This is a genomic window from Novosphingobium sp. EMRT-2, from assembly GCF_005145025.1.
Lineage (GTDB): Bacteria > Pseudomonadota > Alphaproteobacteria > Sphingomonadales > Sphingomonadaceae > Novosphingobium.
On the sequence record NZ_CP039695.1, the window covers coordinates 3201370 to 3215818 of the forward strand.

The 14449-nt window shown below is 66.8% G+C and carries 2 protein-coding genes; both read left to right on the forward strand.

Annotated features, from left to right (window positions below; translation table 11 throughout):
• Positions 1-266 precede the first annotated feature (266 nt).
• On the forward strand, positions 267-2006 hold the full coding sequence (locus FA702_RS15660; protein WP_168196082.1) for a ShlB/FhaC/HecB family hemolysin secretion/activation protein: 1740 nt from the start codon (positions 267-269) through the stop codon (positions 2004-2006).
• A 10-nt stretch (positions 2007-2016) separates the two neighbouring features.
• The gene (locus FA702_RS15665) at positions 2017-14421 is read left to right on the forward strand and encodes a hemagglutinin repeat-containing protein (protein ID WP_168196083.1); all 12405 of its coding nucleotides are present in this window, start codon (positions 2017-2019) and stop codon (positions 14419-14421) included.
• Positions 14422-14449 lie beyond the last annotated feature (28 nt).

Genomic DNA, 14449 nt, shown 5'->3' on the forward strand with positions numbered 1-14449 from the left:
TCGCCATCGATGCGACCTCATCATCGAAAATCCGTTTCGCGACAAGCCTTCGAATTTGGCTGCCGCGAGGCCGGACAATCAAAACGCATTGACCGGTTCTCCGCGTGGTCTGCGGTGAGTGTCGATGGCCCTGAGCGCTTCCCCTGCGAGCACTGTCCCGCGCCGGGAATCGCACCATACATTTTGACTAGTCTCCGCGCCCAGGCAGTCAAAATGTCGTGATTTCCTGCACTTCCCAAGGTGTGTATCCGAAACGGATGCGGGGGATGAAGATCGGGAATTGCGGGCCGTTGGGTTCGCTCGGGCTGGCTCTGGCGTTGCACGCGGGCCTTGGTGCGGAACCAGCGGCGGCCCAAGCGGCGCCGCCGTCGCCGCCTGTGGATGCGACAAGGCAGGGCGAGGTCCTTCAGCGCCAGCAGCAGGAACAGATCCAGCAGGATGTTACCCGCATCCTGACCAGCCCGCAGCCGCAGACCGTGATCGAGGTGCCGACCCACGAAAAGGCGGTCGCCAGCCAAGGCTCCTGCCGCGAGATCACGGCGATCGAATTCGAACATAGTCCGCTGCTGGACGAAGGCCGCCGCCGCGAACTCACCGCGCCCTATATCGGCCGCTGTCTCGGGCTTGGCGACGTCGAGAACCTGCTGTCCGACATCACCCGCTTCTACATCGAGAAGAGCCGGCCGACGACGCGGGTCTACATCAAGCCGCAAAGCCTGCAGCAGGGCGTGCTTGTGCTCGACGTGGTGGAGGGCAAGGTCGAGAAGGTCGTGCTGGACGACAAGGCCAAGGGCACGATCAATATGTCCGGCGCCTTCGGAAACGTGGCCAACAAGGCCTTCAACCTGCGCGTGTTCGAACAGGGGCTCGACCAGATCAACCGCCTCGCCTCGAACCATGCGACGCTCGACATCCTGCCGGGATCCCAGCCCGGCTACAGCGTGGTGCGCATATCCAACCGCGTGGGATCGCGACTCCACGTCAGCGGATCCTACGACAACACCGGACAGCCTTCCACCGGCCGCAACCAGGCTACCGGGACGGTCATCCTGGACAATGTGCTCGGGATCAACGACCTGATCAGCTATTCACGCCGGCAGACCGTGTTCCCGGGTGGACCGAACCGCGATTCCCGCTCGAACAGCGTGCTGTTCTCGGTGCCGCGCAACGCCCTGACGCTGAGCGGGGGCTACAACGATTCGGACTATACCTCGCAGACGGTGACCGGCGGGGGCACGGTGTTCGTGCTGACCGGGCACAACGCCACCGCCTTCGGCCGCGCCGACCTCCAGATATACCGTGACAGCCACAACAAGGTGGAACTGTCCGCGCAAATCACCAACAAGCGCAACCGCAACTACATAAACGGCATCTATCTGCCGGTCAGCTCGCGCGTGCTCACCGTGCTCGAATTCGATGCCAACTGGTCTATCCTGATGGGACGCGGCTCGCTGAAGCTCGGCCTGGGCGCGGTCAAAGGGCTGAAGGCGCTTGGCGCGCTGGATGACGCCGTTGCGCAGACCGGGCCGGGAGGCCCGCGTGCGCAGTTCACCAAGCTGACCGCGCATGCCTACTACTCGTCCGCGCTTTCCGCGGGCCGCACCACCCTGATCTTCTCGAGCGAGGTGGAAGCGCAATACGCGTTCGATCCGCTCTACAGCAGCGAGCAGATGGTGATCGGATCACCGTTCACGGTCCGCGGCTTTCTCGTCGGCAGTCTCGTGGCCGATCGCGGCGCCTTCCTGCAAAATGACCTGACGGCGCTGCTGCCCGTGCAGATCGGCCCGCTGCATGGGCAGATCCGTCCGCACCTGGGGCTCGATGGTGGCTTTGTTGGCTCGGCGTCGCCGGGCGGACCGAGTGGCACCATCGCCGGCGTCTCCGGCGGGGTCGGCGTCAGCGCCGGGCCGGTCAATCTCGATTTCACCGCGTCGCGCGCGATCGCTCGCGGCCCGCTTCCCGACGAAGGCACGCTGGCTTTCGTCAGGGCCTCACTCTCGTTCTAGGATGCGAACCATGCGCGCGTCGACGGCAACCCGCAGTCCCTCCCGCCGCCTGCTTTCGGCAAGCTCGGTCTCCACGCTGGCGCTGGCAGCCATGCTGGTCTCGGCCCCCGGCGGCCAGCTGCTGGCGCAAGTGGCGCCCAACAGCGCCGCCACCCAGGTCCGCAATGCCGATAACGGCGTGCCGGTGGTGCAGATCGCCAATCCCAATGCGGCGGGGATCTCGGTCAACACCTACGACGCGTTCAACGTTTCCACCCGGGGCGTCGTCCTCAACAACGCCACCGCCGCCGACGCCAATGCCGAAGGCCGGGTGACAACCCAGCTGGCCGGGCTGGTCGACATCAACCGCAACCTCACCGCGCCGGCCCGGGCGATCCTCAACGAGGTGACCTCGACCAACCCCACCGTGCTCGCCGGCTACCTGGAGGTGGCTGGGCAGAAGGCGGACGTGATCGTTGCCAATCCCAACGGGATTTCCTGTGGCGGGTGCGGCGTTATCAACACGGCCGCGTTCACGCTCACTACCGGACGTTCGCGGATCGACGGCACAGGACAATTGCTCGGCTTCGACGTGACCGGGGGGACGATTGCGTTAACCGGAGCAGGGCTCGATGCCCAGACCACAGATTATGCCGCGCTGCTGGGCCGCAAGATCGCGCTGGGCGGGCCGGCTTACGGGAAGGTGCTCGATGTCGTCGGCGGTGCCCACCGCTGGGACTACCAGGCACGAACCGCCTACGCGCTGGCCGGTGTTGGCGCGGCGCCCGACTACGCCATCGATTCGACCGCGGTCGGCGGAATCTACGCCAACCGAATCCGCCTGATCGCGACCGAGGCCGGGGTCGGCGTGCGGCTGCTGGGCGATGCGGCCGCAGTGGCAGACGATTTAACGATCACTGCCGCGGGCGATCTCGAATTGCGTGCCAGTATCTCCGCCGCGCGCGACCTTGCCATCGCTGCCGGTTCTGCTGGCGCCGGTGACCTGACGGCGAGCGATGCCAGCCTCACGTCAGGGCGCGACCTGGCGCTGGCCGCTGCGGGCAAGACAACCCTGACCGGTGGCGCGATCGTTGCGTCTGGCAACCTGTCGCTGACGTCTGCGGCGTTGGCCGATACGACGTCTGCCACCGCGCTGGCCAACGCCAACCAGCGCTATGCCGGCGGCGCAATGTCCTTCGACATCGCCGGTGCCGCGACGCTGGGCGGTACCAGCTTTGGTGCGGCCGGTTCGCTGACCGGACTCGTCGGCAGCCTGGCTACCACCGGCAGCGGGTTCGTCTATAGCAACGGCGGCGCCCTTGCGCTGACTGCGCGCTCGAGCAATCTCGATCTTGGCAGCTACGCGGTAACCAGCCCGGGTGCGCTGACGCTCGATGCCGCCGGTTTGGTCAGCAGCGCGGGCAATGGCACGGTGGTCAGCGACAACGGCGCGGTGACGGTTCGCGCCGGGGCTGGCCTCAACAATGCGGGCACGATTGCTGCCAATGCCGGAGGAATCGCGCTCCAGCTCGGCGGCACATCCGCCAACAGCGGCACAATCGTTGCGCAAGGCGATCTGACGTTGGCCGATCGCAGCGGCGGCGGCGGTGAGGCGTTCGCCAACGCTGCTGGCGGGCGCTTGCTCACCGCCGGTACGCTTTCGATGAAGGCGGCGGGACTGCGCAATGACGGGACCGTCCAGGCGGCCCGAACCATCGTGACCGCCGACACTCTGGCCAACACCGGACTGTTCATAGCCGCGACCGATCCCGCCGCTGATGCTGCGATCACCGTGGGTAGTCTGACCAACGCCGGCACGCTCCAGGCCTCTCGCGATCTGGCGCTGCACCTGGCGACCAGCTTCGCCAACAGCGGCACGGCCAGCGCCGTGCGCGGACTGACGATCGACGGTGGCGCCGTGGCAACCAATGCCGCGGGCGCGGCCATCTCGGGCGCAACGGTCAACGCGGTGCTGGCTAGCCTCGACAACGCGGGCACGGTCGTTGGCGGCAGTGCGTTGACGCTGGCGGCCACGGGTACGCTCACCAACCGCGCCACCATCGGCACCAACGGCGCGCTGCTTGTGACCGCGGGTTCGCTGAGCAACACTGCCACGGGTACGCTGCAATCGGGCATGGGCGGCAGCGTGTCCGCCACCGGCGCGCTGGTCAACGCAGGCGCGATCTATCTCGCCAACGCCAGCGGCAGCGGCACGGTCAGCGCAGGCACGCTCGACAACCAGGCCGGCGGGCAGATCGTCTCGCAGGCCGATCTCGCGCTGCGGATCGGCGGCGCCACGCTGATGAACGAGGGCAACCTGCTCGCGCAGGGCAGCCTGGCGATCACTGGGACCGGCTCCGCGCTGGCGGTGACCAATGCCGGAGGAGCGTTCATCCAGGCGGGGTCCGCTGCAGGCAAGTCCGTGACCATCGGCGGCAATGCGGTCAGCTTGACCACCGCGGCCAATTCGGTGCTGACCGGCAACGGCATCGCGCTCACCCTTGCGTCGCTCGACAATGCCGGCGCGCTCAACGCCAATGGCGCGCTGGCGTTCACCGCCACCGGCGCGGCCAGCAATTCGGGTGTGCTGATCGCGGGAACCACGCTGACCGGCACGGCGGCGAGCGTTGCGAACAGCGCCTCGGGCGGCATCCAGGGTGGCACCGGCGTGACTCTTTCGGCGAGCGGCACGCTGGCGAACGCGGGCACGATCCTGACCACGAGGGGCAACGGCGGCGCCATCACGCTCGGCGGCGCGCTCGACAATGCCGCCGGCGCGATTGTGCAGGCCGATGGCCTGCTTTCGCTCACCCCTGCAGGGGCTGGTTCTCGCAACGCTGGCACGCTGCTCGGCGTCGGGGGCGTGGCGCTTCACGGTGGCGCCAACGCGGTGACTTTCACCAACGCGGCAACAGGCGTGATCGCGGCACAGGCGGCCACGGGCGCGGCGCCGGTCACGTTGACGAGCGATGGTGCGCTCTCGCTGGTAAACATCGCCGGTGGCGTGCTCACCGCCGATCGCCTGGCGCTTGGGCTTGCGTCACTCGACAACGCGGGCGCGATCGGCGCGACAGCGGGATCGAACACGATCAACGTGGCGGGCACGCTCGTCAACAGCGGCAACCTCGTGCTCTCTGCCGACACCGCGGGCAGCGGCACGGTCACGGCCGCTTCGCTTACCAACAGCGGCAGCGTCGCCTCGAACGGGGCGCTCACTGTCAATTTCAGCACGGCGCTGGCCAACAGCGGCGCTTTGCAGGCGGTGGGCAACCTTTCGCTGATCGCGGGCAGCAATGCCACTACGTTGACCAATTCCGCTGCCGGACGCATTGCATCTGGCAGCGCGTTGTCCATCAGCGGCGCCAACACCGCTTTCTCCGACCAGTCAGGCCAAGTGACCGGGCAGACGGTGGCCGTCACGCTCGCCAGCCTGGCCAACACTGGCTCGGTCGTGGCGAACGGCAATCTCGGGCTGACCGTTTCGGGCGCGCTGGCGAATAGCGGAACGATCGGCGCCAATGCCACGCTGACACTGGCCGCGGGCAACCTGGACAATGCCTCGGCAGGGCAGATCCAGTCGGAAACCGGCGGCGCAATCACTGTCGCGGGTCTGTTGGACGATGCCGGTCGGATTTTCCTGGCCAACTCCAGCGGCAATGCCGCGCTCACCCTTGGGTCGCTCAAGGTGCAGCAGAGCGCGCGGCTGGTTTCGCTGGGCAAGCTGGCGCTGACCTTTACCGGCAGCGCACCCGCGCTCGACAACGCCGGCCTGATCTCGGCGCAAGACGACATCACGCTTTCCGGCGCGGGCCTCGCGCTTACCAATCGCCTCACCGGCACGATCCAGACGGCGCCCGCCAGCCCCACTACCACGGGGCGGATCACGCTGGATGGCAGCGGCACCGTGCTCATCAATCAGGGCCTCGTGCTCGGCAACGGGCTCGACTGGAGCTTCGCCTCGCTCGACAACCCGGGCACGATCCAGAGCCGCGGCGACCTGGCGCTGGCTTACAGCGGCGCGGGGCAGAACGCGGGCACGATCTACGCGCAAGGCGGGACCGCCGCGATCACCGCCGCTGGGTTCACCAACCTGGCCGGCAGCGTGTTCCAGGCCGACAAGGGCGCAACATTCACGCTCGCAGGGGATCTGAACAATGCCGGCACGCTGATCGGATCGACCGACGGTGCGGGCACGCTGCTGGTCAACGCGGCGAATTTGGCCAACAGCTCGACGATCCAGTCCGGCAAGGACGCCACCTTCAATCTTTCGGGTAGCGGCTTCGTCAACAGTGGCACGGTGATCGCTGCGGGCGACCTCGCGATTCACGGCACCGGCACGGCCCTGGCCGTGTCTGCGACCGGTAGCGGCGTGATCGCCGCACAGGCCGCCGCAGGAGCACCGTCGGCCCGCCTTACGATCGATGGGCCTGCCACCGTGCTGACGACCGATGCGGGGGCGGCAATCGCCGCCGATGCCGCCAGCCTGACACTCGGCTCGTTCTTCAACGCGGGCCGCTTCGTCACCGGTAGCGGCGCGACAGACCTGACGATCGCTGGCACGCTGACCAATACCGGAAAGGTCTTCACCGGCGGCACGCTGGGTTTGACGGCGGCTTCGCTCGACAACCGGCTCGGCGCGGTCTTCGCGCCCGACAACGGCACGATAACGCTCGGCACCGACCTGACCAACGCCGGCACGGTTTATGTCGCCGGCAACCTGGCGCTGCGCGCGATCAACGGCGACAACCGCGCGATCGCCTTCGACAACCGCTTCACTGCCGGGCCGGGCGGATCGACCGGGACAGACGGATTGTTCCAGGTGGTCGGGACGCTCGATGCAAAAGCGGGCGGATTGGCGCTCGGCATCGATGCGGGCTCGACGCTGCTGGCGGGGCGGCTCGACCTCGGCATCGCGTCGATCAGCAATGCGGGAACGATCCAGGGCGATGTGGGGTCGTCGATCGGGCTTTCGGGCGCGTTGCTCAACCAGGGCGCGATCTACTTCGTTCCAGCAACGAGCGGGATATTCCCTGCCGTTACCATCAGCGCGGACACGATCACCAACGGCGGCACCGGGGATATCGAGGCAGCGACGGGGCTAGCTCTCAACGGCGCCAACGGCATCAGCAATGCGCAGGGCGGCAAGATCGTCGCCAATGACGCGCTGACCCTCGCCACACCGGGCAACGGCGCGCAGGTGGTCAACGCGGGCCTGCTGTCCGCCGACACGATCCTCGCCAACCAGGTCCGCCAGTTCGTGTTCCAGCCCACTGGGCGCAGCACATCACGGCAGTTCACGATGCGGCCCAACGATTCCGGCCTGACCGGAACGCTGCTGCAGCTGGCGGACGGTGCGCAGATCTCGGCATCGGATTCGTTCCTGATCGGCGTTGACAGCCTTTCCATGCAGGGCGCGGGTTCGAGACTGGTGGGCGGCAGCGGGGTGTCAGGCCTCACCACCTTCGGCCCGCTGACCGTCAACGGGCTGATTTACGGCGACGGCGGCCTCAATCTGGAGGTGCGCAGCGACCAGCCTCTGGTTGTGTCCAGCACGGGGGCAATCGCGTCGGGTGGCGTGACCTCGATCATCGCGCGTCCGGCCTTTGTCAGCCAGGCTGGACAGGTCATCAACTCGGGTGAAATCTACGGCGCCACCGCGGTCAACATCACGGCTGGCGGCGCGATCATCAACAAGGGTTCCAGCGACGTCGCCTCTGCCTCGGCAGGCTTTGCCGGATCGATCGATTCGGGTGGCACGATCACGCTGACGACCAGCATCCCCACGTATGGTTTTGTCGGTACGATCGCCAACTACAGCCAGATCAACGCTTCCGGCGACATCACGATCAACACCACGAACTTTACAAACTCGACCCCGGGCGACTGGACCCGGACCTCGTCTTCCCAGACCACCTCCGATCCTTCGGTCTTGGTCAGCGTGGGGGCGAGAAGCTGCACCAACGCAACACCCTCGGTCTGCACCGACGAGCAAATCTTCCGGCGTCAGATGCACCGCTTCGATGTCGAGTCGTTCGCCAACGGGCTGTCGGGGCCGTCTTATTCGCCGCAGGTCGTTTCGGGCGGCTCGCTGTCGATCAACGGGTTCAACCGGGTGGAAAACGTCGGCGGGACGCTGTCCGCCGTCACCATCAACCTCAACGGTGCTAACGCCTCGTCCACTTTCCCCCCGGATTCGCTGGGCCTGGAGACGAAGGAGACCCGGTTCTACTTCCTCGATGTCGTCAGGCACACGATCACCTTCGCCAACCCGAGCAGCACCACCGTGCTGTCCGATGTTACCACCACGGCGACGAAGACGTGTTTCAGCGTTGCCGACGATCCCGCCTGCGGCCAGAATTTCGGTGAGATCAACACGCTCTTCTCCATCCGTGCGGCAGCCACCAATCCGGGCATTTTTGCAGTAACGCTCAACGGCAACAATTTCGGGCTGACCAACGTCCGTTCGGTCCGAACCGTCAATGCCAACACGATGACCGCAACGGCCACCGCCCCCGGAGCATCGTCGGGCACGGCCACCGGCACCGCCGCCCCGACCGCGGGCGGCGTGGGCACCACCGGCGCGACCGGCGCCACCGCCGCGACCGGAACAGGCGCGGGCAACGGCGCCGCGCTGGCGGCCGGCACCGCCACGATGATCGCCGGGGTGAGCGGGGCGATGACGGGCGCGACCGCGGTAACCGGCACCGGCCCGACCGCGATTGCCAATCCGGTCAGCGTCACCACGGTGGGCGGGAAACCCGCGGTTTCGTTCGGCGGCACCACGGTCACGCTGCCGACTAATCCCAATGGGCGCTTCGTGACGGTGCCGGGATCGTCGGGGCAGTTCCTGGTCGAATCGAACCCGCTGTTCACCACGCCGCTCGCCAGCCTCAGTTCGGACCTGCTTGCGCAGAAGCTCGGGATCGGGCCAGATGCGCTGGGCAAGCGGCTGGGCGATGCCGATTACGAAGCGTACCTGATCAGCCAGCAACTGCTCGGCGCCACCGGGCGCACGCTGCTGTCCAGCTATGCCAGCCTCGATGACCAGCTTTCCGCGCTTTATGACAACGCCGCGAAGTACGCGCAGGCCAACGGCCTTACCATCGGCCAGCCGCTGACCGAGGCGCAGGCCGCCGCGCTGCCCGGTGACATCATCTGGCTGGTGCGCACAACCGTGGGTGGCGAAAGCGTGCTGGCGCCGGTCGTCTATCTCTCGCCCGCAACCAAGGCTGCGCTGGTGACCGGCAGCGGCATCATCGCAGACAACGTCAACCTCCAGCTGACCTCGCTCACCAACGACGGCGGCAACATCACCGGCACGAAGACCAACGTCATCCGCGTCACGGGCAACATCATCAACACCAACGGCGCGCAGATCACCGGCGGCCAGGTCTATCTCAAGTCCGCCACCGGGACCGTTTCTAACCTGGCGAGCACGATCCAGGGCACGCAATCGGTGGCGATCGTGGCGGCTGGCGACGTGACCAACACCGGAGGAACGATCTCGGCGGACAGGGTCGCGCTGCGGTCCGACAACACGGCGGTCGATCTCAAGGGCGGCACTATCACCGCGGGCACGGCGCTTTCGGTCGATCAGTACCAGGGTATCAAGATCGACGGGACCAACAACCTTTACGGCAAGAACCTGGCGTTGACGACGCGCGGCGGCAGCATCGAGGTCGCCACCCAGACGCAGACCGTGCAGAACGGAACGACTGTGGCCACCCAGGTCGGTCCACGCGCCGCGATCGTGGCGAGCGAGAGCCTGACACTGAACGCGGCGAAGGACATCAACGTCAAAGGCGGCACGGTCAGCGCCGGGAAGGACCTGGTGCTCAACGCGGGCAATGCCATCGACATCGGCACTATTACCACCACCGAAGCAAGCGCATCGAAATCCAAGCAGGGCCGCACCACCACCACAAGCGCATCCACAAGCACCACCAACATCGGCTCCAACCTGAGCGCAGGCGGCAATCTGGTTCTCAAGAGCGGGGGATCGACGACGATCACCGGCAGCAACATCAACGCTGCGGGCGATGCCGCGATCGTGGCGGGCGGGGTGGTAACCATTGCCGCGGCCACCGACACGAGCAGTTCGAAGACGACCGAGAAATACAGTGGCGTCTTCCAGAAGCGGACCACCACCACAACCGTCGACACCGCGACGAACGTGGGATCGAACGTCACCACCGGCGGTTCGCTCTACGTCAAGTCGGGCGGCGACACGAACATCACCGGGGGCAGCCAGATCAAGGCCGGCGGCGATGTCGTTGTCGATACCTCGGGCAACAACCTCAACATCCTGGCGGGCAACGACAAGACCACGACCGTGGTCGATTCGAAGAAATCGGGCTTCGGCGTGGGCGGCGGGCTTTACGGCTCCGAGTCCGTCCGCACGACCGACAAGGAGACGCGCAACGTTTCGTCGGGGATCGCCGCCGGCGGCCAGCTCGCTCTGGTCAACAACAAGAACGTGACGATCCAGGGTTCGAACGTCAGCGCGGACAAGGGCGGGCTGATCCAGGCCACCAACGATGTCAACATCCTGGCCGGCGCCGACACGAGCGAGGTGACCAGCCACAAGGAAACCAGTTGCATCCTGTGCGTCACCAGCAGCAGCAGCGGCTCGACGTCAGCGGGCGCGAGCGCCTTCGCGAAGAAGACAGGCACTGGCGGCGAGGTTTCTGCCCAGGCCCAGGCATCGGCGGAGGGCAAGAATTCCTCCTCGCTCAACTTCTACAGCAAGACGGTGACCGACAGCCAGGCGAAGAAGTCCGACAGCGTCGCCTCCAACGTGACGTTCGGCGACAAGGGCGCAATCGTGGCGGGCAACACCCTGACCATCCAGGGCTCGAACGTGGCGACCACCGTCGGTGATCTCGTGCTCAAGGGCAAGGACGTGAATATCCTGTCCGGCGAGAACACCGAGACGAGCACGACGACGAGCAAGACCACATCGGTCGGCATCTTCGTCGATTCGCAAGGCAAGGCGAGCGCGGAGGCCAAGGCCGGCGCGATCGGCGCGGTCGCGGCCAAGGGCGGCAACGCCGCGTTGGCGGCGGGCGGTAATGCCAGCGCCAAGGCTTCGGCTGAAGGATCGAGCACGGTGACGATTGGCGCGCGCGTCACCAGCTCGAAGGACACCACCGACAAGCTGACCAACGTGGGCAGCCAGATCAGTTCGGGCGGCAACCTGGTGATCGTGGCGGACAACGATATCACCACGCGCGGCGCGAACCTTTCGGCGGCGGGCAAGCTGGTCGAATCCGCCACCAACATCAACAACCTGGCGGCGACCGATCACGACATCACCACGTCGAGCAGCAGCCAGACGACTGCCGGACTTTACCTCAAGGCCGGAGGCAAGGCCGAGGCCGAGGCGGGGGTCGAAGGTTCGGTGCAGCTTTCGCCAGACAAGATCGCCGCACAAGCCGGCGGCGCGGGCAGCCCGGCCAAGTTCGGGGCCACTGCCGGGGTCAAGGTCCAGGTCGATGCGAGCGCGGGGTTCCGCGTGGCGAACGAGGCCACCAATTCGGTCGAGGGCAGCACGCACGCGGTCACCACCACGCTGTCAGCCGGCACGGACGTCGTCCGCGTGGCGAAGAATGCGATTAACGATCAGGGCACGCAGATCGCGGCAGGCGGAGACATCCTGCAAAGCGCGACGACGCTGACCGATCGCGCCGCTGCGGACACGAAGTTCTCCTCTACCTCCAGCCGCAGCGATGTCTTCGAGATCGGGGTGACCGCCAATGCCGGCGTGTCGCAGGGGCTGACCACCGACGCGCAGCTTGGCGCGGGGGTGAAGCAGGGCTTTAGCCATAACCAGTCCGCAGAAAGCGAGAGCTCGAGCAAGGCCGTTACGTCCAGCTACAGCGCGGGTGGCCGCGTGGTTTCCGTCACCAGCGGCAAGACCTCGCTCGAAGGCACGCAGATCAAGGGCGATCAGGGCGTTGCGATCCAGGCTGGATCGTTCGATTACCAGGCCGCGCAGAACACCGAGAACAAGTCCGGCAAGGAGATCGGCGTCGACCAGAAACTGAGCGTCGACATCATCGGCAAGACCGTGGCCGGGGGCGTCGAGGCCGAATACGGCAAGAGTTCGAGCGCCAGCAGCGAAGCTGTGGTCGGCAAGATCGAATCCGGTTCGGGCAAGGTCAGCGTGAGCACTACGAATGGCGATCTGCGGCTCGTCGGCACCGAAATCAGCGGCGCGAAGGGCGTCGACGTCGGCGCCACTGGGGGCAACGTCTTGTTGGAGGCTGCGCGTTCCACCTCGACCAGCACGGCGGAAACCGCCAATGCCGGCGTGGACTTCACCGTAGGCAAGGAAAAGAAGGCAAGCAACGGCGGCACGCCGGGTGACGTCAATGGCAACAGCCTGGAAGTGAAGGGCGGTTACCAGGTGGACCGCACCAACACGGTGAAGAACGAGGTGGTCAAGCTATCCTCCAGCCAGGGCACCGTTAATGTCGTGGGCGACAGCGTCACGCTGCAGGGCACCCGGATCGACGCCGCTACCGGCGCCAACGTGGTTGCGACCAAGGGCACGGTAACCAACCAGGCGGTGGTCGATATCAACCAGAGCCAGGGCGGCGGGTTCAACGTGGCCATCGGCCTGGAACAGTCACCCAAGGACGCCAAGCCGGGGACCGGCGGCAAGGATCCGGCGGCATCCGCCAATGCGCCGTCCAACGCGAACACGGGCGGCATCTCCGGAAACCGTCCCCGTGCGAACGCCAACGCCGCACAGAATACAGTCCTGCCGACGCCATCAGGGGGCCGAGCGCGGGCCGATGCGAACGCCGCGCAGAATCCGGTGATTCCGTCGCCGAACCCGGGCCTGGGGCAGACCGATGGGGGCACTCCTCCCGCAAAGCCCAAGCTTGAAACCGAGGGCAGCGGTTCGGGCGGATTCAATGTCTATAACCAGACCGACAAAAAGACGATCGACACCCGCATCACCACCCAATCGGGTCCGGCGTTTGTCGGCAGCGGCGTTTCGCCGATCGCGCAGCAGGCGATCACTGGCCCCGCTGCCCCGCAAGTGGCAATCGGTCCCGGTATCGCTGCGGGCGTGGTGACCACACGAAACCAGGCCGACAGTCTCTCGCCCGAAGCTCCGCAGACGGGCGGCGCTAGCGCCGTGTCTACCGGCGGCACCGCGCTTCGACAAGGGGCGGGTGTTCCAGGCGCGCAAACGGCCGTGGGTCGGGCCACCGGGATTTCGGGCGTGCCCTCCAGCGCTATCACGGTTGCGCCGATAACGGCCAATCCGGGCGTGCGGGAGCAGGCGGTGTCTCCGGCAGCCGGACTAAGCAACGCGGCGACACCCGCCGCCATCGCGCCGGTCGGTGCGGCCATTCAAGCCGCAACCCCGCTTGCGGCCCCCGAGGCGCGCGCCGTTTCGCGCGCCGGCGGCCTGCCCGCGGTGAGTCAGGCGGTCGTTCCGGTTCCGGCCAGCCCCATCCAATCGGCCGCGCCCGTCGCGATCGTGGCAACGCCCAAGATCACCTACACTCCGCCCGTGCAGCCAGGCAGCAACCAGACCGGCGGTATGACCACCGTCACGCAGCCGCCGCGCGAGCAGCAAGGCGGCAGCACCATCACGCCCGAACCGCAGCGCGACAAGCCGGGCGGTGGCACGCCCATCACGCCCGTGCCGCAGCGCGACAGGCCGGGCGGTGGCACGCCCATCACGCCCGAGCCGCAGCGCGACAAGCCGGGCGGCGGCACGCCCATCACGCCCGAACCGCAGCGCGACAAGCCGGGCGGCGGCACGCCCATCACGCCCGAGCCGCAGCGCGACAAGCCTGGCGGCGGCACTATCCCCACCACGCCCGCGCCACAGCGCGAGAGGCAGGGCGGAGGCACCACCACGGCGCCCGAACCGCAGCGCGACAAGCAAGGCGGTGGCACCACCGTGACCGAAGTGCGGCAAGGCGATCGGACAGGAACGAACGATACTGAACGATCGACGGGGAGGTCGAGCGACACGACACCCTCCCGTCCCGTAAATCAGTTCGCGGAGCCTGCGTCACCGAGCGGGCATGACGCGAACGTCAAACCGACTCACGAAGATTCGGTCCCTGCACAAATGGACCCCAATCGCGAGGTTTTGCGCCCGCAGATCGCGCCCGCACCGAAGGGCCAGATGATAACAGCCATGACCGAAAACGGCGGGGATTTGCCCTGCTGGATCACGATCGACCCGAGAACGGGGGCGATCAAGGGTAGTCCATCGAACGGAACTGCCGCTGCGAACGTCCCCGTCATCGTCGTCGAATTGGTGCCCCAAGCCGATGGCACAACGCGGCGCGTCTCCATCGAGGTCAAACCCAATCAGTTCGGCGCCGGCGGCACCGAGTGCAACACGGTCCGCACCATTCCCACAGCGACGTCGGGGCAAGCGAAGCGAATGCAGGGACAATAGCCAATATGGCTCCGCATAGGGGCGAGCG

What these genes read in the sequence shown, in the direction of transcription:
- FA702_RS15660 (WP_168196082.1), top strand. Translation starts at nt 267, where the DNA reads ATGAAGATCGGGAATTGCGGGCCGTTGGGTTCGCTCGGGCTGGCTCTG.
- FA702_RS15665 (WP_168196083.1), top strand. Translation starts at nt 2,017, where the DNA reads ATGCGCGCGTCGACGGCAACCCGCAGTCCCTCCCGCCGCCTGCTTTCG.